The sequence below is a fragment of the Nocardia sp. NPDC055053 genome, assembly GCF_053608285.1.
The window spans coordinates 37046-61410 of sequence record NZ_JBSGVD010000005.1 but is presented as its reverse complement, the minus strand read 5'-3'; the positions used below and the strand labels follow the sequence as shown (position 1 = coordinate 61410).

The following is a 24365-nucleotide window of genomic DNA, read 5'->3' as shown; positions in this document are numbered from 1 at the left end:
AATCGGCGGAAGGAGCGCTGCGGTGACCGAGGAATTCGAGGCCGAGTGGCGGATCTGGGCGAGTGGGCTTGTCCCGGTGCGGGATCTGGCGCGCAAACAACGACGCGGCTGTACCGCCGAGGAGGAACGCGCGGCCTGGGTGAAGGTGGCTCGAGCCCCCGCCTTCCACGGCCTCGGGCCGACTACCCAGCCCACGGACCGAGGACGATGGATCGCGGCCCGCATCCAGCAACGCCTCATCCTGGTGGCCGAATCCGTGAGCGACCGGGAATCCGCCGCGGGCCGGGCGATCCGGTGCTGGGCCCACTACGTCGAGGACGGACTCACCCCGGCCCAGCTGTACCGAGACCATCCGGAACTGTTCGTGCAGGAGCCGACCACCAGCACCACCGCCCAGCGGCAACGAGTCCAGGCCCTGATGTGGGCCGGTGGAGCCCGCGGCGACAAGGACTCCCTCGCCGGCCTGCGCCTGGTCGTGGCCGAACTGCGCTCGGCGCTGTCGACCGAGCTGCCCGGCGGAACGGTGATGGACGCGGTGACCTTCGACTACGAGTGGCGCAGGCTCGCCGGCCGCGCACCGGCGGCCCGCGATCTCTTGCAGGCCCTGGCCCGCCTCGCCCCCGCACAGCCGTTCCCGCTGGGGATGCTGCGCGAGGCGGGAGACTGCCTGCCCGGGCTGGCCGGCGACCTGTGCACCCGGCCCGCCGACCTGCGCGCCACGATCCGCGCACTGCGTGATCGTGGCCTGCTGGTCCAAGCGGACGACGCGGTGTACGTACCGGAATCAGTGCGACCGCTGGTGACCGCGCGGGTCACCGAACGCCAAGGCCCGCACTGGACAGCCGCGGTCCTGCGCTTCCTGACCCACGCACTTCCCCCGGCCACCCACGACCCGGCGACCTGGCCGCAGTGGGACCCGGCCCGCGCGCACGTACTGGCGGTCTGCGCCACCGCCCTGGACGAACGGGTCGGGCTCGGCGACGTCGTCTACCTGCTCGACCGCGCCTCGGTCCACGCCAGGGAAGCGCTCGAAGACGTCACCTCGGCGACCGAACTGGCCGAACGGGCAGTGCGAACCAGCACCGAGTCCGGCTGCGGCGATCCGGCTCTGCACGCCGACGCCCTGGGCAACCTCGCACTGGCCCACCGCAACGCGGGCCGCACGACCGAAGCGGTAACCGTATCCGAACAGGGATTGGCACTCCTGGAGAAGACCCTCGGCAACGACAGCGAGGACTACGCCGAGAGCCTGAACGTGCACGGCGGCCTGCTCGCCTTCGCCGGCCGCCGCGACGAGTCCGAGCAGGCGCACGAACGCGCGATCGCGATCCTGCGCGAACTCGGTGGGGCGAACCCCGCCGCCTCGACCCGCGGCCTGCTCGTAGAAGCACTCAACGACTACGCGGTGCGGGTGCTCGCGGGCGGCACCGAGGACGAATCCGCCCGGCCCGCGCGCGTCGAGCGTGCCCGGGAATCGTTGCGGGAAGCCTCTCGCTTGACGAGCAGGCACGAATACGGTTGGGCCCGCACCGAGTTGAACCTGGCGCTCGCCGACCGCGAAGCCGACGACGACGCCTCTGCCCGGACCAGGCTCGAAGCGATCCGCGCCTACTGCCGCGAGCACATGCCAGGACCGTCGACGCTCCTGGTGACCACGCTGCGGTTGCTCGCCCAGCTCTACGAGGACACAGGGCATCCCGCGGCGCGGGAGACCCTGCGCGCGGCGCACCGTCTCGACAACGAACTCGCCTTCTCCGGCGACCCGGCCGAAATCGGGCGCAGTAGCTGACCCCGGCCGGGTCAGCAGCCGTGCGGCTCGATCACCGGCGAGCGGCCGCGCCGTGCGAACCGGGTGTGTGCGAGCGATTTCGCGACCTGCCATCGCGCCAGCCAGCGGTCACCGCCGTCGTACTGCGGGTGGAATCGGGAGCGCCCGTGGACGACCCGGCTGTTGTCCAGAACGAGGATGTCGCCGGGCCGCAGCACCACCGAGGTTCTGGCCCGGTACCACAGCGCGCGCACCGCGGCCAGCGCCTCGGTGTGCCGGCGGGTGTGCCCGAACATGAGGTCCTCGTCGTAGCGCACGATCGGATCCTCAGCGGGACCGGCGAGCACCGCGAGCGGGCCACGCACCCGATTCTGCACCCCGCCCGCGACAAAACTCGCGTCGATGCGGGTGAAGAACTGTTCCTCGCGCAGCGCGGCCACCGTGTCGGCGGGCAGTTCCCGCGCGATGGTGCGCGCGGAGAGGGCATAGGTCGCCGCCCCCGGGTCACCGCGCAGACAGGCCAGCACGACGAAGTCGGGCCGCGAGACGAGGTTGAAGCACTGCTCGGTATGACTCTCCAGATCGACCGCACCGGTGGACATCTGCTGATGGGAGTGCGCCCGGACCGGGACGATCGTCTGGCACAGCAGGCCTGCCGATTCGCAGCGATACCCCACGAGATGGCCGAATCCCGCAGCTAGAATGGCGGACTGACGGGCCATCAGCGTCGCCTGCGTCGCGGTGGTCAGCGGGTCGGACGGCGTGTTCGGCAACGAGCCGACCACCGCACCGGAGACGAGCAGCAGCCCACCGCCCGCGATGTCGAATTCGTAGGCGGCGTCCGCAAGATTCGTCGGCAGCCGCCTGGACAGGAGGTGCGCGTGCCGCGCGAACTCGCTCGGCTTCAACGGCGCGTCCGGGTCGATCCGCCCGCCGAGGGCAGCCAGTTCTCCCTGCTCGAGCGCAGACAGCGGCCGCAGCGTGCAGACGGGAGGAACCTGTTCGTCCTCCGTAGACGGCTGCTCGGTGGTGTAGGTCCGTGCGTCGGTGCTGTATGTCATGTCGTTCGACCTCGTGTGTTGAGCGCGGCGCGGGGCCGGGAGCCGCTGGGCACGCGCACTCCCGACACCGTTGGCGCGAGTTCCGGATCGAAAGACACCCCGCGTGGACCCGATCCGGCCTGCTCTGACCTCGCGGCCCGATTCCGCGCCGCGGCACCCAGACTGCGCGCGCGGTCCCACCGCAGGCTCGGCCGACCGGAAAACGCCGGAACACACCGGACACGGAGTGGGCCGTGACCGATCACCGCGCGCGGACCGGCCAGGAGACCGCGCGCCGGGAGTTCGTCACCGCCCTGCAGGCCGCGATCCAGCGCTCCGAGCGCCGCGCCGGTCGCTCACACGATCGGCAGGCGCTGGCCCGTCGGCTCGCGATGGCGAAGTCGACGCTGTACGCCTACCTCAACGGCACGACCATTCCCTCGACGACGACGCTGGACGCTCTCCTCGACGCCTTCGGGATCGATCCGGCCGAGGTGGGCCGGATCGCCACCCTGCGCGACGCGGCCGAACTGGCCCGCCGGACGGGCCGATCGAACCGCAAGCCACCGACCACCGCCGACGTGACCGCGACCACCGGATCGGTGGTGCCGCGCCAACTTCCGCGAGTGACGCCCCGCGTCGTCGGCCGGGACGCCGAATTCGGCCGGCTCGACACCGTCGTGCGCGAGGCAGGCACGCTCGAGCCCGCCCTGATGATCATCGACGGGACAGCCGGCGTCGGGAAGACGACACTGGCCGTGACGTGGGCCGCACGCGTCGCGCCCGACTTTCCCGACGGCCAGCTGTTCATCGACCTGCGCGGATTCGACGCCGGCGCACCGCTGTCCGCCGGCCACGCGCTACACCAGGTGCTCGAGTCGCTGGGCGTCGCCGCGAGCACCATCCCCTCCGACACCGCCGCCAAGGCCGCGCTCTACCGCAGCCTGCTCGCCGACAAGCGCCTGCTGGTCGTACTGGACAACGCTCGCTCCGCCGACCACGCGCGACCACTGATCCCCACCGGCGCCCACGTCACCCTTGTCACCAGCAGGCACCGGCTCGGCGGGCTGATCCTGCACGAGGGCGCCCAGCGAATCACCGTCGACCTGTTGGGGACGGTCGCGGCCGAAGAGCTGCTGCGGCTGCGGATGGGCCTCGAGCCGACCGCGACCGGCCTCACCACAACCACCGACGCCCTCGTTCACCTCGCCGACCTGTGCGCGGGCCTTCCGCTGGCGCTGAGCATCGTCGCCGCGCAGACCACCTCCGCGTCCGAGATCGCCGACCGCGTCGAGGAATTGCGCGCCGAGCACACTCGGCTGGATCTGCTCGGAGTCGAGGTGGAAGATCTCGATCTGCGCGCCGTGTTCTCCTGGTCGGTCCGGGCGCTTCCCGAAGCCGCCGCCCGGCTGTTCCGGCTGCTCGCCGCCTATCCCGGCACCACCTGGGACCGGGCCGCGAGTGCCGCGCTGGCCGGATCCGACGAGGATTCCCGGCCGTTGCTCCGCTCGCTGGTCGAGGCCAATCTGCTCACCGAAGACGCGGGCCGCTACACCGCACACGACCTCTTGCGCGCCTACGCCGCGGATCTGGCCCGTAGCGCGCCGGAGGAACACCACGCCGCAACAGCACGGCTGCTCGACCACTACCTCGGCACCGCCGCGCGGGCGAACAGCCTGCTCCAGCCCTGCCGCGTCGGCGAGCTGCCCCCGGTCGAGATCTCCTCGGCGCCGCTGCCGATGTCCACCTACGCCGAGGCAATGGGCTGGTTTACCGCCGAACTGCCGGCCTTGCTCCGGGTGATCGAGGACGCCGCGGCCTCCTTTCCCGAGCGCGTCTGGCGGTTGGCGGCCATGTGCACGGTGTTCCTGCGCCGAACCGGTCGCCGGGTCGAGCGTGAGCGCGTCCACCTGCACGGCCTCGCGGCGGCGCTGCACTGTGGCGACCGGCTCGCACACGCCGACGCGCTGCGCCTGCTGGGCGACGCGCGCGCCCGGCTGGGCAACCACGACAGCGCCGTCGAACTGCTCACCGAATCCCTCAGCGAATGCGCGGAACTCGGCTCACCGGCAGGTATCCGGCACGCGCATCTGTCGCTGTGCCGGATCCACGAATCCCGTGGCAATCACGCACGCGCCCTTCAGCACGCCGAAACGGCCCTGGCGGGCGCGGACCCGAGCGAGGACAGGCTCGGCTACGCCGACTGCCTCGACGCCACCGCGCGGCTGAACCTGGCCCTCGGCGAGCACAGGACCGCGATCTCGTTGGGTGGCCGCGCGCTGACCCATTACGAGCAACTCGGCTACGAGGAGGGCGTCGCCGACATCCTCGTCACCCTGGGCCGGGCCGAAAGCTTGCTCGGACATCACGACACCGCGATCGACCTCATCTCCCGATCGCTGGCGATCGACCGCGCGCTGGGCGACCGGTTCTGGGAGGCGCACGCCATGGACCGCCTCGGCGACGTCCACCACGCCGCCGGCGACCTTGCCGCCGCGCTGGCTCACTGGCGCGGTGCGGCGGCGGTCTTCGAACTGTTGCGCCATCCCGCCCGGGCACGACTGGATGCCAAAATCGACCTCTACCGGGCAGCGCCGCCTCAGTCGTCTGGGCCGCCGTAGGCGGCGAACTGTTCCGATCCGGGCCGGCGCGAATGGGCACCGATTCGCGGATCGGTGCCCACCGTGACGACGTATGCGGAGTCAGTTCGCGTTGACGGTCACCGCATCGTCGGCGATCGAGTAGCTGATCGACCCGTTCTCGAAGTGGCTGATCTTGCCACCCTCGATGTCCTGCTCATCGGAGGTCGGGTAGCCCAGGCGGCCACCCGCGCCACCCTCGGCCTCCCAGGCCTGACGGATCGCGCCGTAGACGGTCTTGGTTCCCGTCGCGAGGTTGAAGTAGATGACACCACCAGCGAACTCCTGGTACTTGCCACCGTTCGCGGCATCCAGCTCCTCCGAGATCGGTTCGCCCAGCGGGCTCGAAGCGCCACCCGCTTCGTTGTAGTGGTCGCCGATAGTGCCCTTGACTTCGAATGCCATCCCGCAATCCCTTTCGTACAGATACCAACTGGCGAATGCCAGCGGCGACGCTATCGCATAGCCACCGACCCGTACAGAGATTCACACGGCGACAGAACAGCCGCACACACGGTGTTCTCCACCGAGAGATCGCTCTCGGTGGAGAACATTCGAGGCACTATCAGCTACCGACCAGCATCTTCACGATTCACCGGTCCCCGAGCCAGCGTTTCCCCGCCGAAATCAATACCCAGCCACCGCGACTCCACACCTCGACACGCCGCGAATCCAGCCGATGTGAAGATGTCCTCAATCCGGTCGGCGGGCCAGCGGCACCACTCCCCCCCGGGGGGTAGTGGGTGTCCGACTGCCACCGCTGTCCAGGCTTCCAAGGCTGCGATGTCGAGGAAGCGGGCACCGTCGGGCGAAGCGATAGCGCACACGTCCCAGCCGTCGGCCTGTGCGAGTTCGACCAGTTCGCCGACCGTGTCAGCTGGTAAGGGCCGGCAGCTCTGGCAGTTCGGTGCCGGTGGTCATCACGCGACCACCAGCGACACGGTCTCGACCACACATACCGGCTTGTCGCCGCCGGCGCACTCGATGACGACCTTGGCCGTGACGAGGTACCCGCCAGCACCCGGCGCGACCGACTGCAGTTCGACCCCGGCCCTGACCTCGGACCCGACCGGCACCGGCGCCGGGAAACGAAGCTTGTTGGCGCCGTAGTTGACACCCATCTTGACGCCTTCGAGCTGGTACACCTCCGCGACCAGCATCGGGACCAGCGACAGCGTCAGATAGCCGTGCGCGATCGTGGTGCCGAACGGTCCCTGGGCCGCCTTCTCGACGTCGACGTGGATCCACTGGTGGTCACCGGTCGCCTCCGCGAAGATATTCACCTGCTCCTGGGTCACCGGATGCCACGCGGAATAGCCGAGGTGCGTACCGACGGCGGCTTCGAGTTCGGCGACGCCATGGAAGGTCCTCATGCCTTCGGCCCTCCCGCCACGTAGAGCACCTGACCGGAGACGAAACCGGCGCCCTCGCTGACGAAAAACGACACGGCATGGGCGATGTCGGCGGGCACACCGGTGCGCGCGACCGGGATCTCCTTGGCCGCACCGGCTTTGAGATCCTCGAACGAGATGCCCATGCGCGCGGCGGTGGCGGCGGTCATCTCGGTCTCGATGAAGCCGGGCGCGATGGCGTTGGCGGTGACGCCGAACCGGCCGAGCTCGAAGGCCAAGGTTTTGGTGAAGCCCTGCACGCCCGCTTTGGCGGCCGCGTAGTTGGCCTGGCCCCGGTTGCCCAGTGCCGAGGTGCTCGACAGGTTGACGATCCGGCCGAAACCGGCTGCGGTCATGTGTTTCTGGGCCGCGCGCGTCATCAGGAACGAGCCGCGCAGGTGCACGTTCATCACGGTGTCCCAGTCGTCGGTCGTCATCCGGAAGATCAGGTTGTCCCGCAGGACTCCGGCGTTGTTGACCAGGACGGTGGGTGCGCCGAGCTCGGTGACGACCCGCTCGACCGCGGATTCGGCAGCGGTCTCGTCGGCGACGTCGGCGCCGATCGCGACGGCCCGGCCACCGGCGGCCTCGATCTCGGCGACGACCGGCTTACACGCGGCCTCGTCGAGATCGACGACGGCCACGGCCAGGCCGTCGGCGGCGAGTCGACGGGCTACGCCCGCGCCGATGCCTCTGGCTCCACCGGTGACGATGGCGGTTCTGGTGGTGCTCATGCGCTACTCCTGAGTTCTCTTGGTGCATCGCCGAACTGGCGATTCGATGCCACTGGCATCGACACAGATGAGGGTGCGGGGCGGTCAGCTGGCCGCGACCGGGTCTCCGAGGTGCGGAGAACGACACCGACCGCCGTCCAGCTGGACATCACACGCCGCCGGTCAGCGTCACTCCGCCGTCGACGACGAGCAGCTGCCCGGTGATCCACGCGGCGTCCGCCGACAGCAGGAACGTCACCGCTCCCGCGATGTCCTCGGGCATGCCGAGCCGCTTCAAGGGGTAAGCGGCGGCGACCTCCTGCTCGCGCCCTTCGTAGAGCGCGGTGGCGAACTTCGTCTTCACCACCGCGGGCGCGACCGCGTTCACCCGGATGTCGGGGCCGAGTTCCACGGCCAGTTCCTGGGTGATGTAGGTGAGCATCGCCTTGCTGGCACCGTAGAAACCGATTCCGGGCGCAGGCTTGATCCCGGCCACCGAGGACACGTTGACCACGGCGCCGCCGTGCTCGGACATCCACTGCTTGTGCGCCTGCTGGGCCCACGACAGCGCTCCCAGGCAGTTGACCTCGACGATCTTGCGGGCCGCGTCGAGATCCATCTCGATCATCGGACCGTAGACCGGGTTGATACCGGTGTTGTTCACCAGCAGGTCGGCGCCACCGAAGGTGGCGATCGCGCGCTCGACCGTGTCGATCTGGTGGTCGACGTCGTCGGAGCGTCCGGCGACTCCCAGGGCGTGTTCGGCGCCACCGAGCTGCTCGACCGCCGCGTCGAGGGCGTCCTTCTTGCGCGCGGTGATGACGACCTTCGCGCCGTCGGCCACCAGCCGCTGCGCGATGCCGAGCCCGATCCCGCGGCTGGCACCGGTGACGATGGCGGTCTTTCCCGCGAATCGCCCGGTCACGACAGCCGCTCCAGCACCATGGCCATACCCTGACCGCCACCGACGCACATGGTTTCCAGCCCGAACTGCTTGTCGTGGAAGCGCAACGAGTTGATCAGCGTGCTGGTGATCCGGGCACCGGTCATACCGAACGGATGACCCACCGCGATCGCGCCACCGTTGACATTCAACTTGTCCTCGGGGATCCCGAGCTCACGGGCGGAACCGATCACCTGCACAGCGAAGGCCTCGTTGATCTCCACGAGATCGATGTCATCGATGCCGAGCCCGGCGCGGCGCAGGGCCTGCTTCGACGCCTCGACCGGGCCCAGGCCCATGATCTCCGGCGACAGACCGGACACACCGGTGGAGACGATCCGCGCCAGCGGGGTCAGACCCAGCGCCTTGGCCTTGGTGTCGGACATGATCACCAGCGCGGCGGCGCCGTCGTTGAGCGCGCAGCAGTTACCCGCGGTGATGGTGCCGTCGGGGCGGAACACCGGCTTCAGCGCGGAGACCGCCTCGAGGGTGACACCGGCGCGCGGACCGTCATCGGCGCTGACCACCGAACCGTCGGGCAGCGTCACGGGGGTGATGTCGGTGGCCCAGAAGCCGTTGACGATCGCCTTCTCGGCCAGGTTCTGCGAACGGACACCGAACACGTCCTGCTCCGCGCGGGTGATCCCGGTGAACTGGGCGACGTTCTCCGCGGTCTGGCCCATGGCGATGTAGACATCGGGCAGTCCGCCGTTACGCCGCGGGTCAGCCCAGGCCGCGGCGCCACCGGCGGCGCGCTCGGCTGTACGGGCGATCGCGTCGGCGAAGATCGGGTTCTCGGTGTCGGGCAGACCATCGGCATTGCCCTTGACGAACCGGCTGACGGTCTCCACGCCCGCCGAGATGAACACATCACCCTCACCGGCCTTGATGGCGTGCAACGCCATCCGCGTGCTCTGCAAACTCGACGAACAATAGCGGTTCACGGTAGTACCGGGGACCGCGTCGAGCCCGGCCAGCACCGCGACCACCCGAGCGATATTGAAGCCCGACTCCCCCGCCGGCTGTCCACAACCGAGCACAAGATCCTCGACCTCGGCGGGATCCAGGCTCGGCACCTGAGCCAGTGCCGCACGCACCATCTGGACGGTCAGGTCGTCAGGACGCATGTCCTTGAGCGAGCCCTTGCCCGCGCGGCCGATGGGTGAACGGGCTGCGGCGACAATCACGGCTTCCGGCATCGGAACTCCTCTTCTAAGTAAGCGCTTGCTTAGGTGCTAGAGTGCAGGAGCGCACAAACGATCGTCAATAGGCCACTTCCCCCGGTTCGTGTTAGCCACACCACACCACCCGTCCCGGAGGGCGTGGCGACGTCGCGAGATAATGACCCCGCCATGACCGACTCAACCGAACCTCGCGGCGACGCCACCCGCGCACGCCTCCTGGACGCGGCCATCGCCGCGTTCGCCGACAAGGGCTTCAACGGCACGACGACCCGCGACATCGCGTCCGCCGCGGGCATGAGCCCGGCCGCGGTATACGTGCACCACAGGTCGAAAGAAGAACTCCTCTACCTGATCTCACGATCCGGGCACGAGGAGGTGCTGAACCTCGTCCGCGCGGCGGTCGGGTCGTCCGGCGAGCCTGCGGCCGCGCTCCGTGCCGTCATCCACGACTTCGCCGCCCACCACGCGCGCGGCCATACCAGCGCCCGGATCGTCAACTACGAACTGGCCGCGCTCACCCCCGAGCACCACGCCGAGATCCGCAGCATTCGCCAGCAGATCGATCAGGAGATCCGGGGCCTCGTCGAGCGCGGCGTCGCCGCGGGAGTCTTCGACGTTCCCGATCCCCGCATAACCAGCGTCGCGCTGCTGTCGCTGGGCATCGACATCGCTCGGTGGTACCGCGAACACGGCGATTGGAGCCCCGAGGACATCGGCGACGCCTACGCCGACATGGCACTACGCATAGTTGGCGCAGCAAGCCAATCTTCCGATCATCACACCGGCGAACACACCACAGTCCAGCAGACGAGCTGACCCCCTGGTACCGGCGCACGATGCCCTGGTCACTCCCGGTGTCCCGCCTGAGGTAATCCGCTACCGCGCATGCCGAGCCGGTAGACGAATAGCACAGGGCTTGGCCGAACGTCTGACCAATCGCGGCTTCGCGGTCCCAGCCTTTTCCGATCACCGCTGGCAGCAGATCGGCGAGGCCCGCCGGGCCATCGAGCCGGTCTTGCTACGGATGTCGATCGAACGGGGTGACCTCAACTGGGAGGGCGATGTCCGAGCTGCCTACCACCGGTTGGCACGCACGCCGGCATTCACTCCGGAGGACGGCGAGTACTACAGCGAGGCATAGGCCGAGGCTCATCGGGTATTTCATCGCGCACTCGTGGAAGGGTGTGAAAACCCGATGCTGCTGGCAACTTTCGACCGGATGTGGGTCGCGAGCGAGCTCGCCCGCCGCTGGTCGACACACCGCAACCCGGCGCGAGACGGCGTCGACGAGCATCGCCGATTGGAGGAGGCGACGCTCGCCCGTGACTCCGACGCCGCTGTCGACATCCTGACTCGACACCTCACCCTGACGACAGCCGCACTGGCAGAGCACGAAAGCTGACCCCAGCGCCCGATCTCCACCAATTCGCTTTCCGGAATTAACTATTCAGAGTAGATATCTAATCGCGAATAATGATAATTCCGACATGTTCGTATTCACGATTTCGGCCACAGAAAGAGCAGGGCGGGTTATATTTTTTGAACACCCATTTGCGGCTCGACATCCCGTCACACCGCTGCTCGATATTTTCTGGAGATCGCCATGAGATCGACCTCTTCCCTCTTTCGCGCCGGATTTCTCGCTCCGGTGGCCGTCGCAACCGTATTCTGCTTGGCCGCACCGGTAAATGCCGCCCCCGTCAGCGTGAATTGGAGCTGCCGGGGCACCATCTTCGGTATCGGCCAAACCTCGAGCATGAACACATCGGTCACCGGCACCGCGCCGAGCTCGGCGGCGTCGGGTTCCGCGGTGGCCATCACGATCACGCCGGGCGCCTCGTCGGTTCCCAGTTCGGCGTCCGGATTCACCGTGAACAACATCAGCAACCTGAAGATGACCATTCCGACCCCCGCGAATTCGACCTTGGTCTCGGCGACCGCCTCCGGGGGTACCGTGGCCGGCTCGGTAGCGACGTCGGGTGGGAATGTCGTCCTGACCGTGCCGGGTCCGATCGCGGGCGGCACCAGCTTCACTCCCCCCGCGGTGACCATCAACGTCACCGCCGGTGTCGCCGGAACGCCGATCACCAGTAAGTACGCGGGGACCAGCTACGCCAGTCCCGGCATGACGATGACGACCAACGTCTCTTTCGTCGGCAATGTCGCGACCTCGTGTTACCCGAACCCGTCCCCGACCCTCACCACCACCAATGTGACCTGAGCCCGCGCACGAGCGCCGGCGCGCACACGTCCAGCCTGCGGCGAACACCTCCGGACCGGGTTGCCCGAGCAACCCGGTCCGACCTCACCCGACCCGCACCTGGCGACTATCGTTTCCCGATAGTGCTTGCCCCACTTGATGTTTGGTGCACAGCGGCCACTTCGACCGAATATTTCGATGCGCGGTGTCGCATCCCTGGCCATGTCGTACAGTGCATGTCCGACACCGCCACGAACGCTCCGACGGCCGGAATCGGACGCCCGGCGATCGAGCACGCCCTGATCGGTGAGTTCTGGTGAGCGGTTGTATGTCTCGAGTGATCGATGGGAAAGCCTGTGTGCCCGACAACAAGCGAACCCGCCAGGATCCCGGTCGAGCTGAAAAGGGCGCTGGATTTCTACCACGGATCCGTCGAGGATCTGATCCGCGAGGTGATCAGAGTGCTCGGCGTGAACGAGACCGATCGACGCGCACTGGAGATCGTCCTGCTGGAAGACGAGAAGTCCACGACGCCCGGAATGCTTGCCGAACGGCTCGGACTCACCTCCGCCGGTGTCACGATCATGCTCAACCGGCTGGAGAAGCAAGGCTACATCGCCCGCTCGCTGCACCCGACCGATCGTCGTCGCGTGATCGTGATGGCCACCGAACTCGCGGCCCATCGCGTGCAGGAACTCGTCGTACCGATGATCGTCGAGAGCTACAAGATGTTGCTGAGCTATTACGACACCGCCGAACTCGAAACAATCGCCGACTTTCTCACCCGCGCCGGCGAATTACAGCGAATACACCGGCAACGGCTGCGTGAGGTCGATCCCTACTCGAATCCCTGACACATACCCACGCCGACCGCGATATGTGCCGTAATCGATAATCACGGTCGGCGCAGTTCCAGAAGGTCAGGCTCGGTGTAGGGCGAGGACGGGGATGGTGCGGATCCCGGCGGTCTTCTCCGCGTAGCCGGCAAATCCTGGATAGCGACGGGCTTGTTCCGCGTAGATACGGTCACGGCCGGCGCCGGTGATCTCGGCGACAGTGACCGGGTAGGTGTCGGTGCCGATCTCGATGTCGGCGGCGCCCGCCGTGGTGAGGTTGTAATACCAGGCGGGGTTGGTGGGCGCGCCGGCTTTGCTGGCGAAGACATAGATGGTGTCGGGGTCGTGTTCGTCCGGCAGATACATCGTCGGGGTGATGAGTTCGCGGCCGGTTTTGCGGCCGCGGTGGTGGAGCAGCACCATCGGGGCACCTTCGAAGTTGCCGCCGACGCGGCCCTGGTTGGCACGGAACTCGGCAATGATCTTGGTGTTCCAGTCCTCGGGTGTGCTCATGGCTCGGATTCTCCCGCCGGGTACCTCGATGATCTTGGAACCACTGCGGCGCGTCGACGAACGTGCTGGGCAGCCGGGGATCACACGGCGGCGTGGCTGTGCAGCGGGAGGGTCGACGCCCATTGCCTGGCCATGTCCTTGGGCTTGATCTCGGTCGAGGCATCGTGACGGGCGTGTTCGCCGACCTGCACGGCGCCGCACTCGGTCAGCTTTTCCGCGGCGATCTCCCCACCCCGGTTGAAGGTGTCACCGTAAACACTGTCACCGAGGCCGAAGACCGCGAAGCGCAGACCGGTCAGATCGGGGCGGGTGGCGTCGAGAGTGTCGAAGAACGGTTCGGCGCCTGTGGGCAGATCGCCGTCGCCATAGGTCGAGCAGACGACGATGTGGAAGTCCGCCGCGTCCAGATCGCCGGGGTCGAAATCGACCATGTCGTAGACCGAGACCTCGTGGCTCGACAGCTCGCCGGCCAGGCAGTCCGCCACCGATTCGGACGTGCCCAGCTCCGATCCGAAGAGGATGACCACGCGCACCAAGAGACCTCACTCTCCAATCAGGTTACCTATGCCTAACCTAACATCCCTTCTGGTCGATGGCTATCGCCGACATCCGGAACACCGCTGTCGCACAGCCCGCCGACAGGATCCGGCCACCGCAGCGCGTTTCGGCGGACCCGGCATTCGATGCGCGATGGGGTACCCGCGAGAGCCAGGATCGTATGCGGGACTCGCGGTCACCGAATCGCTGGCGTTATGGCTACCCGACAACAAGGGTGCCGGAGTGACCGTCGGCCTGATCGACGGCGTTTGCGGTTCGCAGTGGCCAACCTCGACGACGCCGGCGGTATTCCGGCGGTCGGGGTTCGGGGTGAGGCGATTCGCCGGGGCTCGGGATCGACGGTGAGCGCAATGATGTGCAGTCTCGCGCCGCGGCCATCCCTTGCATCGTGGACTGACATCGTTGCGGCCACTGCCAGCTAGGCTGCGGTTCTTCGTCTCGAGAGCGGGTGAGATCGGTGCAGTCTCGCCGATGGCCATCCGGTGGCGATGTCGTCGAGGCTGAGGCGATACCAGTCGGTGTCGGTGATGAGGTGCAGGTCGGGACCTCGACCGATGAGACGTGTATGGGCGGCCAACGGCTGCCCGGTCGGTAGCGTCAGCCGGTATTCGCCGGTGACGTGCATCCGCCCGCCGCTGAGGATGCCTACCACCAGCCGCCCATCGACGGGACCCCATCCGTCATATAGGGCGATGCGGTCACCGTCGACGGCGAGGGCTTTGGCCCCGAAGACGTCGTTGCGCCAACGGGTGAGTATTCCGTTCTCGATGCGGATGATGGAAAAATCGTCGTAGTAGCACGTCCAGGTGGTGTTGCCGTCGATGTTCAGCGCGTAGCAGTCGTAGATCCGCGGCGCGTTCGTCGAGAGCGACGTTGTGTCCCCGAATCGCCAGTCGAGCTGTAGGTCTGGAGTGAACCGAGCCAGTCCGCCTGCACCAGGGTTGGGTGAACCATCGGGGAGACAGTCGAAGAAGATTCCTCCGTCGCTGTAACCCACCCAGGTATGGCCCTCAGTACTCGTGTAGATATGCGCGATGTTGCAGCCGAGCACTCCTTCGGCCACCACCGATCCAGCGTTGTCGTAGACAGCGGCGGCGGTGAGGGGAAAGTAGTCCTCCTGTGAAAACGAGGCCAATTCGGTACCAACCACGAGAGTCCTGCCCTGGGGCAGCCTCTGCACGTCGTGGGGAGCCAGATGCATACCCGCGATACGAGTGACGGTCGGTTGCGGCGTATACACGGCGACTCGGACGGTGAGCGGCCGAGTCGCCCTGTATGCGAGTCGGGCAGTTGGCTTCCGACACTCCATCGGCGTCGGAATGAGCGCACGCCACTCCGCAGCCGAACACCACAACGCGATGACCTCACCCGCAGGTCCGACCGAGACGGCCGTTCGCACATCGCCGGGTGCGGCGGGAGCGATCACCGCGTGATGGCGGAACTCCAGCGTAGGCAATGCCATCACCGCCGCGCGTCGTTCCTCGTCACTCAGCCACCATTGATCTTCCCATTCGGTCAACATTGATCGGCCTCCGGAAGTTGCATTCGAGTGGATGTGTAGGTGCGTCGGCGCCTCTGCCCTTGGTCGGCAACGTTCGTGGGCGACCGGTTTTGATTCCGCGGCGTGTGGTCGGCGCCATAGCGGAAACATGACGGCGCCGACTCACGGCGGGTCAGGCTGCCTTGATGACGGTCTGGTACCGGCCACGATCTCCAGTAAATTGCAGAATGTCGAGGGGCGGCAGCTGATCTCTGGCGTAACGTCATCAGATAGTTGTCGTCCGATCCGATCTCGTCGCTGTCGAATAGGCACCGCATTTCATCGAAAATCACATTTGCCATGATCGTCTCTTCGTTCGATCCGATTGCTCGGACTGACACCAATAATTAGGCCGTTGCCCTTACGGTCGACTGACTAAATCCTTGCAATCCAGAAGAATCGATGCGCAAATCAAAAGTTGATGTAGCGTAGGTTTGCCACCAATGGACCCCGGAAGATGCGCCGCATGTGATCCCCGGAGGGTGCGCGAGTGGTGACGTGCGGGAATTGACTGTGGTGGACCGCAGGTCTTTGTACGCGAAGCGCGCGGCTCGTCAAGCGTGGCGGCCATGGATCCTGTTGCTCACACCTATTGGGAATCAATGCATTTCAGCATTGACAAGGCGACGATCGAGTCCGTTGATATGAGTTGCCAGAATTTTGCCAGCCGATTATCAGTGATCGAGTGTCTTATTGGTTCCAGAAAGTTCAAGCCGGTGGAACGGACCCCCGATTTCACCAAATCCAAAGGAGAAGTCATGGCGAACGTAATTGTCGACACCATGAAGTGCGTGGACGAGACTGGGAACGGTGCCGATGAATGGACATCAGACGATGTCTATCTGCTGCTGTTCCGGGGCAGCGTTCCGACCGGTGTCAACCTGGCGTCGCGGACGGAGTTCACGGTGACCGGGCCTGGTGGTTTCTGGGACGTGATGGACGACGGAGACCGTCGTAGCCGCGACGTCACGGTCGCCGCTTATGACCCCACCTCGGTGTATGTCGTTCAGTTGATCGAGAAAGACAATGGCCGCGATGTCGACGGCAATGTGATCGACGCTTATCGGAGCACCCTGAATCTGGCATGGACCGCGGCGCTGGCGCGCACGGTCGGCCAGTTGGCTGCCCCTCGGGCCAGGACGCTCGCCACAACTATCACGGAGGGACTCCGGGGCCTGAACTCCATCTATATGGAGTTCGGGAAGGGCAACGACGACGAGATCGGAGCGCCACAGCGCTTGTCCCTGCCCACCCGACAGTCGACCGCGGTCCTCGAATTCCGAGGCCAGAGCGGTCGTTACAGGGCCACATTCAAGGTGACCTGATCTGAATGGCGACGGTGTCCCTGCCGCCCGGCGGTCCGGGCGGCAGGGGTACCAACGCACTCCTGGGCTCAGCCCGTCGCACCCGCGGTGACCATCACTCGCAGGGTGCGGCGGGTCCCGATCCCGATAGAACCTACTTTTGAGGAGCACAACCATGTTGTCGCAGTCCCATCCAGCTTCGCCACAGTACCCGCCGCGCCGCAGGTACCCGTATGCATCGTGGTGGTCCCGGGTCGGCGCTTATCTGATCGACTATTTGTTGGCGGTGGTGCCCACGGTGATCGCCGTCTGTGTCGGGCTCGTCATTGCCACCGAGCCGACGAGGTCCGCACGGCAACAGTTCGGTTCGTCCGCGGAGGCCGCACCCAATGTGCTGGGGCTGGTGATCGCGGTGTTCGGGTTCTTCGTCTACCTGGCCGTCGCCGTATCGAACCAGGTGGTTCTGCAGGGCAGGACCGGTCAGTCCCTCGGGAAGAAGTGCGTCGGCATCGCGGTGCTCGCGGAAGCGACCGGATGGCCCTTGGGGGTATCTTCGGCGCTGGTCCGCTGGGGTACACAGCTGACGATCCACGTTGTCGGAAATCACCTTCTGTTAGGCATCCCAGGTCTGCTGAACAGCCTGTGGCCTCTCTGGGACTCCAATAATCAAACCTGGCACGACAAGGCCGTTCAATCAGTCGTGGTCAGAATCCACCCTTGAGCAGATGTGACCTGCTCGTTTCGGTCACAACAATGGCTGACCTGGCAGTACCTGGATACATTCAGTTGACGCTGCCTGCAGCATCAACCACCGGCCCCGGCCACCAGTGTGGTGCCCGGGGCACCGACAACGGTTGGAGGTGAAGGTGACCATGCCGGAGATAGACGTCCGTGTCCTCGGGCCCGTGCGCTTGCTCGTCGATGCACAAGAGTTGCCGGTCGGCGGTCCCAGACCGCGGACCATGCTCGCGATGCTGGCCATCAATCGTGGGAAGGCCGTGTCGACAGAGGCCCTGGCGGAAGCAGTGTGGGACGGAAACCCGCCCAATGCCTACACCAATAGTTTGCAAGTGCTCGTTCACAGAGTGCGCGAAAGCTTGAAGTCGGTGGGGGTCGCCCCCACAACCCTGTGCACCATCGCCCCCGGCTACCGCCTCGACATCACCGATGCCGAATGCGACGTCGGACGATACGCATCGGCCCGTCAGGCCGGCCAAACGGCCAACAAATCAGGCGATCCCGCCGCCGCGGCCGCGCACTTCCGGCGCGCGCTCGACCAGTGGAGCGGCACCCCGTTGGCCGATCTACGCAGCATCCGATACGCCGACGACTTCTCGACCGCGATGAAGGAGGAACACCTCACCACGACGTCGGAACGGATCAGTGCGGATCTGCATTGCGGCAAGGCCTCCGACGTCGTCGGCGAACTGCAGACGTTAACCGGCGAACACCCATTTCGGGAACCGCTGTGGGGACAGTTGATCACCGCGCTATCTCTATCGGGCCGACAGGGCGATGCGTTGGAGGCGTGTCGCAAAGTCAAGGCGATCCTGGCCGACGAATTGGGAATCGACCCGTGCGCGCAACTCGTCCAGCTGGAGCAGCAGCTGCTACGGCGGGAACCGATACTCGGATCGGGCCCAGCCGACACGATGCAGGCCAAGACGATGCTCACCACCGTGGCCGAGATCCCGAGGACCCACCGCAGTGGGCGGCTGATATTCGACGACGGCCGTATCGTCGCGGTCCCCCCGAAAGGATTGAGCATCGGGCGCGATCCCGGCAACGATCTGGAGTTGGACGACCCGAAGGTCAGCCGCCTCCACGCGCAGATCGTCCCCAAACGGGAAGGCCTGGCGATCGAGGACGTGAACTCGTGCAACGGTGTCTATGTCGAGGGCGCACACATCGAGCTCACCACCTTGCTGTCGACCGGAACCGTGATCCGGATCGGTTCGACAACAATGACTTTCGAAGAAACATGACCTGCCGTGCAGTGCAGTGCAGTGCACACACCATAGAACGATGACGGCGACGGCCATGCCAAACTCCGTGCGGCAGCAACAGCGACTCGACAACGCCACCGATCATCGGTCCGAACCAGCGAGTTCGGTGAAACGAGACCGCTGAACCCGATCTGACACAGGTACTGCCGTGTCTGCACTGGGTCTGGATTTCGTGCCCGAGCACTGGGCCCCATATAGGCATCCCTTGCGCAACGGTTCGACAGCCCCGACAGGAACCGGAAACGCGAGGATTCTACCGGGAATAGAGCCGCACCTGCGACTCTCCGGTCCCGTTCCTGATCGGGTCGGTGTACTCCGGAGCGACCACGAGGGTGTACTCGCCGTCGACCGGCAGGTCTGTGGTGTCGATGGAGCCGCTGCCGTCAGTGCTGATGCATCCTGTAGCGATCTCCTTGCCGCCCGGGTCGCGCAGCGACAAGAAGCAGCCGGACGGCATGAGGGTCGACAAGGCCACCTCGACGGACACCTTCTGTCCCTTGGTGCCTGCGAACCGGAACCGGCTCGCAGCACCGGGGGTGTCGATCCTGCTGGTGACCGGCGTCCCGTCCGGAGAGATCGTCGCATCCTGGTCGACGACGGTGAACGGCCGCACCTGCGACTCGCCGGTCCCGTTGGTTGTCCGGTCGGTGTACTCCGGGTCGAGGACGAGGGTGTACTCACCGTCGACCGGCAGAACCGTGGTGTCGATGAAACCGCCGCCATCGCGGATGCATCCATCCGCGATCTCCTTGCCGACCGGGTCGGTCAACGACAACGGGAAGCATTGGTCGGGCAGGTCCGTCGAGTCCACCTCGACGAACACCTTCTGTCCCTTGGTGCCTGCGAACCGGAACCGGCTCGCAGCACCGGGGGTGTCGATCCTGCTGGTGACCGGCGTCCCGTCCGGAGAGATCGCCGCGTCCTGGTCGACGACATCAATCACGCGTACGGTTGCTTCGCCGGTGGCGTCGTTCGACGGGTTCAGCATCACGGCATACTCGCCGCTGGCCGGCAGGGTCGTGGTGTTGATGACCCCGCCGCCATTGCGGATGCATCCGTCCGCGATCTCCTTGTCGACCGGGTCGGTCAACGACAAGGGGAAGCATTGGTCGGGCAGGGTCGACGAGGCCACCTCGACGAACACCTTCTGGCCCTTGGTACCGGCGAATGCCAACTCGTCTGTGTCACCAGGTTTGGCAATCTTGAGCGTTTTCTCGACAGCCCCGCTGTCGGGCTGCGGCCAAATCGTGAATTTCACCGTGACGCCCGCCCCGAGGACCAGCAGAACGACTGCGATCGCTGCGGCGGTCGACCGCCTCCGCCACCAGGGCGTCGCCGGTCTCGAGCGCAGTGCCTGTCGCACGGCTGCAACGACATGTCGGCAACGTGTCGAGAAGCCATCGGCGCGATTGGTGGATGCGAAAGTATGGTCCACGGGTTGATTGACCACTGTGTCGGACAGTGGTGCAGCCGATTGTGAAGACGGTGCAAAGGTCTCCCTGTGAGCGTGCCGGTTGCGTGTAGGGCGTGTGGCAGGTGGCCCCGAGCCTGGCCTGGTGCTATCGGAGAGTTCGGTGGGTCGGGCAGGATCGGCCGAGTACAGGGCTTGTCGGGCGGCCTCGGCGAGGGCGCGACAACTGGGTGGGCGATTGTCGGGGTCCTTCGCCAGCGCCCTTTCGATGACGCTGTCCAAGTCGCTGGGCAGCCCGGTGACGCGGGCCGAGGGTACCCGGCTGGGCAGTGGGATCGGCGCCTCACAGTGCGCCCACATCAGTTGCGTCTCTGTGCCCGAATAGGGCGGGGATCCGGTGATCAGGTGATACAACGTGCAGCCGAGGGAGTACACGTCCGCGCGAGCATCGACTGCGGTGGATGATCTGAACCGTTCCGGTGCGGTGTAGCCGAGCGTGGCCCGTATCCCTGTACCGGTCAGCCCCTGGGTGACCTCGAGTGCCTTCGCGATGCCGAAATCGGCGAGGACCACCCGTTCGTCCTGGCCACCAGTCGGCCGACCGAGCAGGATGTTGGCAGGTTTGACGTCACGGTGCAGCACACCGTGCGCGTGTGCGAAATCGAGCCCCTTGGCGGCCTCGGAGATGATCCACACCGCCCGACCGGCCGACAGTGCGCCGCATGTCCGCACTGCTGTGGCTGCGTCGCCGCCGTCGATGTATTGCATCGAGATCCATAGCTGGTCATCTTCGCTGCCACGGCCGTAGACGGCGATGATGTTGGGGTGTTCGAGCTGGGCGATGTGCTCGGCCTCGCTCAGGAACCGGTTACGCGATTCATCGTCGGCACTGTCCAGCAGCTTGAGCGCGACGAATCTTGGCAAGCTTAAGTCGCGCGCCAAATACACCGCGCCCATGCCGCCGGCGCCAAGTCGGCGTTGGATCACGTAACCCGCGAACACCTGGCCCGGGGTCAATTCCCGCATACACCCATTCTCGCCCTCGATCTCCCCGACGTCGCCCAAGGCTCCCGGTGCGGCGTGGCGAAACCCCACCCCAGTACGCGTCCTCCGATGTGCTGGGCGTGGAGCAGGTTCTGCGCGTGACGCCGACCGACGGACGTGAGCATGTTTGATCCAATCGAGGTGTTGTGGTCACCAACCTGCCTTGCTGACGACGAGATCGGATCTCAACCTGGCCGAGGCACGTGCTGACGGGACCGGGGTTGACGCCGATTCCTCGACCGACCACACCAGCGGCTCATCGAGGCTGCCGCAGATGACCCGCTCTACGCGCGGATCCAGCGACTCGATCTGCCGGTGCCGGCAACCCATGGACGCTCCAGCCCGCGCACCTGACGGCCACCCGGCCTGGCGCCGGACGGGTCGCACGCGCGATTCCCTCGATCGACAGTCGCGCTGCAGCCGCGAGACCCCGGGAAGCTCGCCATCCGATGGCTGAAATGCAATACTGGAAGAGATACAGTATGGCCGACTGCGATGGTCTGCCGCGAGGCCTCGATGGCGTATCTGCAACGAAGGGACAGGGAATGACAACGCTGGACTATCTGGCCATTGACGTCGACAACCACTACTACGAAGCATTGGATGCGTTCACCCGCCACTTGCCCAAGGAATTCAGGCAGCGCGGTGTGCAGATGGTCCAGGACGGCAGGCGCACCCTCGCGATCATGGGCGGGAAGGTCAATCACTTCGTCCCCAACCCGACGTTCGACCCCATCATCGAACCCGGCTGCCTCGATCTGCTGTTCCGCGGTGAGATCCCGGACGGCGTGGATCCCGCCTCGTTGATGAAAGTCGACCGCCTGGCGGACCACCCGGAGTACCAGCAGCGCGACGCCCGCGTACCTGTCCTGGACAGGCAGAAGCTCGAAACCGTCTTCATGCTGCCCACTTTCGCCTGCGGGGTCGAGGAAGCTCTCAAGCACGACATCCCCGCGACGATGGCCTCGCTGCATGCCTTCAACCTGTGGCTCGACGAGGACTGGGGATTCGACCGGCCCGACCATCGGATCATCGCGGCGCCGATCATTTCGCTGGCCGATCCCGTTGCCGCGGTCGAAGAAGTCGAGTTCGTGCTGAACCGGGGCGCCAAGATGATCCTGGTCCGCCCGGCGCCGGTGCCCGGCGTCACCCACCCACGATCGCTGGGCGACCCGTTGCACGATGCGGTGTGGGCCCGCTTGGCCGAGGCGGGAGTGCCGGTCGGCTTCCACCTGTCCGACAGCGGATACCTCGCGATCAACGCATTGTGGGGAGGCAAGGCCCAATTCGAGGGATTCGGCAAGAAGGATCCGCTGGATCAGATCCTCCTGGACGACCGCGCGATCCACGACACCATCGCCTCGATGATCGTCCATCAGGTCTTCACCCGGCACCCGAAGCTCAAGGTCGCGAGCATCGAGAACGGCTCGTACTTCGTCTACCGCCTGATCAAGCGCTTGAAGAAGGCGGCGAATACCGCGCCGTACCATTTCACGGAGGATCCGGTCGAGCAGCTGAAGAACAATGTCTGGATCGCGCCCTACTACGAAGACGACGTCAAGCTGCTGGCCGAGACGATCGGCGTCGACAAGATCCTGTTCGGCTCCGACTGGCCGCACGGTGAGGGCCTTGCCGATCCGACCACGTTCACTGCGGATATCCCGCAGTTCCCGGAATTCTCCTACGAGGACACCCGAAAGGTGATGCGCGACAACGCACTCGACCTGATCGGCGCGAAGGTCACGCTGGACTGACTCGGCGGACCCACCCCATCAGGCCGTCTGCCCCAGCACCGCATCAGACATCGACGGTGCCGGGGCAGGCGGCTGTTCTCATTTGACCGTGAACCTGGTGACGTCGAGAATCAAGACGACACGGTCGTACACATCGGCGGGCAGTCCGCCGTGGGCGTCACCGTAGAGTTCGTTCAGCTCCTGATAGAACTCACCCTTCTCATCCCCCAGCACGGTGACCAACCACCCCCGGGTCTCCAGGCACCGCGACGGAGCCTCCGGATCCGTGATCAGGAACGAGTAGTTCGGATTTGCCTGCAGGCTGGTGAACTTGCGGCGCGGAATCGTATGACTCATCCGCAGATGTGCGCCGTCCCAGGTGAAGCGCATCGGCGTCAGATCCGGAGCACCGTGCGGAGCGACTGTGCCGAGAATTCCGACAATCGGCCGCCGGAGAAGGTCCTCGAGCTCGGCGGGCACCTGTGCGGTCATGACACACTCCATCTTCGGTTCGCTGTGACTATTTCCATGTCGCGCCTACCTCGCGATCACCGAGTCCGCGAACGCCCGGATCGACCGGACAGCGGCGTCGGGACTCGTGCTGTCGGCATGTACGACGGCCCAGGTGGCGCCTCGCTTCCCGAGGTCCTCCAGTACGTCGATCGCGGCACGCACCGAGGAGCGGTCGGTGAAATCGACCACCGGGCAGACGATCTGGATGTCGACGGAATCCGGATCGCGTCCGGCGGCGGCCAGTTCGCGACGCAGGCCGTCGACGCCGCCGGTGAAGTCCTCGGCATTCTCGATCGCTGTCGTGCGCATCGCCGCGGCCATACCTCGATCGGCGATGATGGGCATCCATCCGGCACCGTGACGCACGACCCTGCGCCGGGCGGCGGCCCCGTTTCCCCCGATCCACAGCGGTGGATGGGGCCGCTGCACGGGACTCTGCGTCCACACCGGTCCGGGCGCGCCGAAACCTTCTCCCGTGACCGGAGATTCGGGCTCGGACCAGATCCGGCACACCGCATCGAGCGACTGATCGAGCAGCAGGCCCCGCCGCGTGTGATCGATGCCGAGCGCGGCGAACTCTGCGCGCAGGTATCCGGCTCCGACACCGGCGATCAGCCGGCCCCCGGAGACGATGTCCAGACTTCCCAGCGCCTTCGCCGACAGATACGGGTTCCGGAACGGCAGCACGTACAGATTGGTGAGTAACCGAATCCGTGAGGTCACGCCGGCGATGTAGCTCAGCGCCGCGATCGGGTCCAGCGTGTTGTGCCCACCGTTGCGCCGCCACTTCAGCGACGGCGCGGGGTGCTCGCTCAGCGCCACCGCGGCGAATCCGCACTCCTCGGCCGCGACCGTGAGTTCGCGGATCACCTCGGGATGCAGAAACGCCTCCGACGCGCCGGGACGCTCACTGGGGTATTCCAGAACGTACTTCATCGCTGACAACCTCTGTCTCACCGATCCTCGCGCAGTCGTGACCCAGCTCGGTCACCCAGTCGGCAGTAGCCCTTGCAGTTCTAGCTACTGTAT

General features: G+C 66.1%; 23 protein-coding genes and 1 pseudogene. 11 read left to right on the top strand and 13 right to left on the bottom strand.

All coding sequences use genetic code 11. From position 1 onward, the window contains the following. Positions 1–22 precede the first annotated feature (22 nt). Positions 23–1789, top strand: a complete 1767-nt coding sequence (locus ACWF82_RS06870) for a tetratricopeptide repeat protein (RefSeq protein ID WP_452498742.1) — start codon at positions 23–25, stop codon at positions 1787–1789. A gap of 11 nt (positions 1790–1800) precedes the next feature. Here the strand turns inward: ACWF82_RS06870 and ACWF82_RS06865 are convergent, their stop codons facing one another. Then, on the bottom strand, positions 1801–2829 hold the full coding sequence (locus ACWF82_RS06865; protein ID WP_452498740.1) for a TauD/TfdA family dioxygenase: 1029 nt from the start codon (positions 2827–2829) through the stop codon (positions 1801–1803). A 233-nt stretch (positions 2830–3062) separates the two neighbouring features. Here ACWF82_RS06865 and ACWF82_RS06860 point away from each other — a divergent pair, with 233 nt between their 5' ends. Beyond that, a complete protein-coding gene (locus ACWF82_RS06860; RefSeq protein ID WP_452498739.1) occupies positions 3063–5429 on the top strand; it encodes an ATP-binding protein in 2367 nt (788 codons plus the stop codon). Between the two features lie 81 nt (positions 5430–5510). Here the strand turns inward: ACWF82_RS06860 and ACWF82_RS06855 are convergent, their stop codons facing one another. The 5 genes from ACWF82_RS06855 to ACWF82_RS06835 form a co-directional block, all read right to left on the bottom strand. Beyond that, positions 5511–5852: an LGFP repeat-containing protein gene (locus tag ACWF82_RS06855; protein WP_452498737.1), complete on the bottom strand. Its 342-nt coding sequence runs from the start codon at positions 5850–5852 to the stop codon at positions 5511–5513. Between the two features lie 515 nt (positions 5853–6367). Next, positions 6368–6820, bottom strand: a complete 453-nt coding sequence (locus ACWF82_RS06850) for a MaoC family dehydratase (RefSeq protein WP_452498735.1) — start codon at positions 6818–6820, stop codon at positions 6368–6370. Continuing rightward, a complete protein-coding gene (locus ACWF82_RS06845; protein WP_452498733.1) occupies positions 6817–7572 on the bottom strand; it encodes an SDR family oxidoreductase in 756 nt (251 codons plus the stop codon). Before ACWF82_RS06845 ends, ACWF82_RS06850 begins: the two co-directional genes overlap by 4 nt. A 148-nt stretch (positions 7573–7720) precedes the next feature. Beyond that, positions 7721–8476 (bottom strand): SDR family oxidoreductase, encoded by a 756-nt coding sequence (locus tag ACWF82_RS06840; protein WP_452498731.1) that lies wholly within the window; start codon positions 8474–8476, stop codon positions 7721–7723. Continuing rightward, the gene (locus tag ACWF82_RS06835; RefSeq protein WP_452498730.1) at positions 8473–9693 is read right to left on the bottom strand and encodes an acetyl-CoA C-acetyltransferase; all 1221 of its coding nucleotides are present in this window, start codon (positions 9691–9693) and stop codon (positions 8473–8475) included. Before ACWF82_RS06835 ends, ACWF82_RS06840 begins: the two co-directional genes overlap by 4 nt. 153 nt (positions 9694–9846) lie before the next feature. On the opposite strand from ACWF82_RS06835, the gene ACWF82_RS06830 reads away from it, so the two are divergent. From ACWF82_RS06830 to ACWF82_RS06820, 3 genes and pseudogenes are all read left to right on the top strand, one after another. Further along, positions 9847–10494, top strand: a complete 648-nt coding sequence (locus ACWF82_RS06830; RefSeq protein WP_452498728.1) for a TetR/AcrR family transcriptional regulator — start codon at positions 9847–9849, stop codon at positions 10492–10494. Positions 10495–10594: 100 nt separating this feature from the next. Then, complete coding sequence (locus ACWF82_RS06825; RefSeq protein ID WP_452498726.1) at positions 10595–10819, top strand: hypothetical protein; 225 nt, start codon at positions 10595–10597, stop codon at positions 10817–10819. Positions 10820–10831: 12 nt separating this feature from the next. Beyond that, positions 10832–11080: pseudogene (locus tag ACWF82_RS06820) on the top strand (FCD domain-containing protein); the annotation flags it as partial. 167 nt (positions 11081–11247) lie between these two features. Here the strand turns inward: ACWF82_RS06820 and ACWF82_RS06815 are convergent. Continuing rightward, positions 11248–11559, bottom strand: coding sequence for a hypothetical protein (locus ACWF82_RS06815; protein WP_452498725.1), 312 nt, complete (start codon positions 11557–11559; stop codon positions 11248–11250). Between the two features lie 13 nt (positions 11560–11572). Between ACWF82_RS06815 and ACWF82_RS06810 the strand changes: the two genes are divergently transcribed. Together ACWF82_RS06810 and ACWF82_RS06805 are read left to right on the top strand one after the other, a co-directional pair. Further along, positions 11573–11899 carry a hypothetical protein gene (locus ACWF82_RS06810; RefSeq protein ID WP_379036053.1) on the top strand — a complete coding sequence of 109 codons (327 nt, stop codon included), beginning with the start codon at positions 11573–11575 and terminating at the stop codon, positions 11897–11899. A gap of 335 nt (positions 11900–12234) precedes the next feature. Beyond that, on the top strand, positions 12235–12732 hold the full coding sequence (locus tag ACWF82_RS06805) for a MarR family winged helix-turn-helix transcriptional regulator (protein WP_452498723.1): 498 nt from the start codon (positions 12235–12237) through the stop codon (positions 12730–12732). A 66-nt stretch (positions 12733–12798) separates the two neighbouring features. Here ACWF82_RS06805 and ACWF82_RS06800 read toward each other — a convergent pair whose 3' ends face one another. The 3 genes from ACWF82_RS06800 to ACWF82_RS06790 all read right to left on the bottom strand — a co-directional run bounded on the left by ACWF82_RS06800 (position 12799) and on the right by ACWF82_RS06790 (position 14986). Then, complete coding sequence (locus ACWF82_RS06800) at positions 12799–13227, bottom strand: nitroreductase/quinone reductase family protein (RefSeq protein ID WP_452498721.1); 429 nt, start codon at positions 13225–13227, stop codon at positions 12799–12801. An 80-nt stretch (positions 13228–13307) separates the two neighbouring features. Beyond that, on the bottom strand, positions 13308–13760 hold the full coding sequence (locus tag ACWF82_RS06795; RefSeq protein ID WP_452498719.1) for a flavodoxin domain-containing protein: 453 nt from the start codon (positions 13758–13760) through the stop codon (positions 13308–13310). A 443-nt stretch (positions 13761–14203) separates the two neighbouring features. Then, positions 14204–14986, bottom strand: a complete 783-nt coding sequence (locus tag ACWF82_RS06790) for a hypothetical protein (protein ID WP_452498717.1) — start codon at positions 14984–14986, stop codon at positions 14204–14206. A 908-nt stretch (positions 14987–15894) separates the two neighbouring features. Here ACWF82_RS06790 and ACWF82_RS06785 point away from each other — a divergent pair. The 3 genes from ACWF82_RS06785 to ACWF82_RS06775 all read left to right on the top strand — a co-directional run bounded on the left by ACWF82_RS06785 (position 15895) and on the right by ACWF82_RS06775 (position 18614). Then, complete coding sequence (locus ACWF82_RS06785) at positions 15895–16650, top strand: hypothetical protein (protein ID WP_452498716.1); 756 nt, start codon at positions 15895–15897, stop codon at positions 16648–16650. 154 nt (positions 16651–16804) lie between these two features. Then, positions 16805–17350, top strand: coding sequence for an RDD family protein (locus tag ACWF82_RS06780; protein ID WP_452498714.1), 546 nt, complete (start codon positions 16805–16807; stop codon positions 17348–17350). Between the two features lie 151 nt (positions 17351–17501). Further along, a complete protein-coding gene (locus tag ACWF82_RS06775; protein WP_452499157.1) occupies positions 17502–18614 on the top strand; it encodes a BTAD domain-containing putative transcriptional regulator in 1113 nt (370 codons plus the stop codon). A gap of 274 nt (positions 18615–18888) precedes the next feature. On the opposite strand, the gene ACWF82_RS06770 is transcribed toward ACWF82_RS06775, so the two are convergent. After that, positions 18889–21072 (bottom strand): serine/threonine-protein kinase, encoded by a 2184-nt coding sequence (locus ACWF82_RS06770; RefSeq protein WP_452498712.1) that lies wholly within the window; start codon positions 21070–21072, stop codon positions 18889–18891. A 563-nt stretch (positions 21073–21635) separates the two neighbouring features. Between ACWF82_RS06770 and ACWF82_RS06765 the strand changes: the two genes are divergently transcribed. Then, positions 21636–22844: an amidohydrolase family protein gene (locus ACWF82_RS06765; protein WP_452498710.1), complete on the top strand. Its 1209-nt coding sequence runs from the start codon at positions 21636–21638 to the stop codon at positions 22842–22844. A gap of 78 nt (positions 22845–22922) precedes the next feature. Here the strand turns inward: ACWF82_RS06765 and ACWF82_RS06760 are convergent, their stop codons facing one another. Both ACWF82_RS06760 and ACWF82_RS06755 read right to left on the bottom strand, forming a co-directional pair. Further along, entirely contained in the window at positions 22923–23315 is a 393-nt protein-coding gene (locus tag ACWF82_RS06760) for a pyridoxamine 5'-phosphate oxidase family protein (RefSeq protein WP_452498709.1), read from the bottom strand. 45 nt (positions 23316–23360) lie between these two features. Further along, positions 23361–24272, bottom strand: coding sequence for a TIGR03619 family F420-dependent LLM class oxidoreductase (locus ACWF82_RS06755; protein ID WP_452498708.1), 912 nt, complete (start codon positions 24270–24272; stop codon positions 23361–23363). Positions 24273–24365: the final 93 nt, after the last annotated feature.